Raw genomic sequence first — 1,391 nt, 5'->3', positions numbered from 1 at the left:
TCCTCCTTGGGGTCGGGTGACACCAGTCTGACGGACACTATTTAGATGCAGAAGATGGGGTTTGTGGACCGTTTACGATGATCGCCGCTTCATCGGGTACTGGGAGGGAGACACCGTGACTCAAGGGCACAAGCAATCAGACTTGGTCACGCTGGTAGAGCGGAGTAGCGGCTACCGGAGTAGCGGCTACCTACTGGCAGCACGGCTGCCCAAGGTCTCAGCGGAACTGACGCAAGCGGCCATGATCCGCCTGTTGAAGCCTTGCTGGGGTGCTGTGAAGACCGTCACCCTGGATAACGGCTCGGAGTTCGCTGGTCACATAGCCGTAGGCAAGGCGGTGACCGCAGAAACCTACTTTTGCGACCTCTACTGCTCCGGGAAGTGTGGGAGCAACGAGAACACAAATGTCCTGATAAGGCAGTACTTCCCCTGGGGGCGGACTTCCGGCAGGTCACCTATGCCGAGCTGCACAAGATGGTCAAGAAGCTCAATGATCGCCCTCGAATGCGTCTCGGTCACCGGACACCGGCACAAGTGTTCCTGCGGGAGTACTCAGGAGCCCCGGACACAGCAGGTGCTGCACTTATTGTTTGAATTCAGGGTCATGAGTTAGACCGGTGGCGTGCCTTTACTTTGCGACAGGGGTGGTCATCAGGAGTCATGAGTTGTAGTACTCACGGGAGGCTTTGGTTGTGGCTCCTAGAAGCCGTTTTCGCGCTCAGGCAAGGCCTATCTCCATGATGGGGATGGGGTGCTAACAGATCGATATGCTCGATGCGACGGTCTTCTAGGGACCAAAGGCAATAGATCATGTCTGAGAGAATGCTGACACCGGTACCGCTGACCACCAGGCTGCGTATCGCTTCAACCATAAGGATATTAGGTTTGAGCTCGGCTTGCTTCCAGTAGCTGATCGCAGCCTGATCGCCTCGACTACCGTAAGCCTGATGCAGGGATAGTCAGCCACGTCGTGTAGGCTGACGGTTTTCCTTGACAGCACGGATGGTGGCTGCAGTCCCACGCGACTGTGTAGCGAATAAGTCCGCAGCTGGCTTTTATAGGAGCTGTGGTGTCAAGGTTCGAACTCAGCGCAATAGCCAGGTCGAAGCGACCCGACAGTAGTCCCTGCTCGTTCTCGGGGCGAGGTGCCTCAGAAAGACGGAGTTGCACTCTGGGGTAGTTACGTTGGAATCTAGACCCTAGCGAGGGTAGGCAGTAGGCCGTGACGGTATAGCTGACCGCTAGGTTCAAATCGCCTTCCAGTGGGGGCTTGTGGTCCTTAAGGTTATCGAAGGCCCCGTCGGCTGTCTGGAAGATTGAAGTGGTCCCCATCTTTCGGACCACCTGACAGGTTAGCTAAGCTCGGATCGGGTCATCATCGGCGTCAGGCC

Annotated in this window: 1 protein-coding gene and 1 pseudogene; one reads left to right on the top strand and one right to left on the bottom strand. The window is 56.6% G+C overall.

Going from position 1 to position 1,391, the window contains the following annotated elements; all coding sequences use genetic code 11:
• Positions 1-76: 76 nt before the first annotated feature.
• Positions 77-594, top strand: a pseudogene (locus GRB80_RS16650) (IS30 family transposase); the annotation flags it as partial.
• 339 nt (positions 595-933) lie between these two features.
• Here GRB80_RS16650 and GRB80_RS16645 read toward each other — a convergent pair.
• Positions 934-1,332: a LysR substrate-binding domain-containing protein gene (locus GRB80_RS16645; RefSeq protein WP_161424382.1), complete on the bottom strand. Its 399-nt coding sequence runs from the start codon at positions 1,330-1,332 to the stop codon at positions 934-936.
• Positions 1,333-1,391: the final 59 nt, after the last annotated feature.

It is taken from the genome of Halomonas icarae (assembly GCF_009901955.1).
Classification (GTDB): Bacteria; Pseudomonadota; Gammaproteobacteria; order Pseudomonadales; family Halomonadaceae; genus Halomonas; species Halomonas icarae.
Note: the sequence above shows the minus strand (reverse complement) of the source record. Positions and strands in the feature narration are given on the sequence as shown.

Coding starts and splice junctions, on each gene's coding strand:
- GRB80_RS16645 (WP_161424382.1), bottom strand. CDS start 1,332: ATGGGGACCACTTCAATCTTCCAGACAGCCGACGGGGCCTTCGATAAC.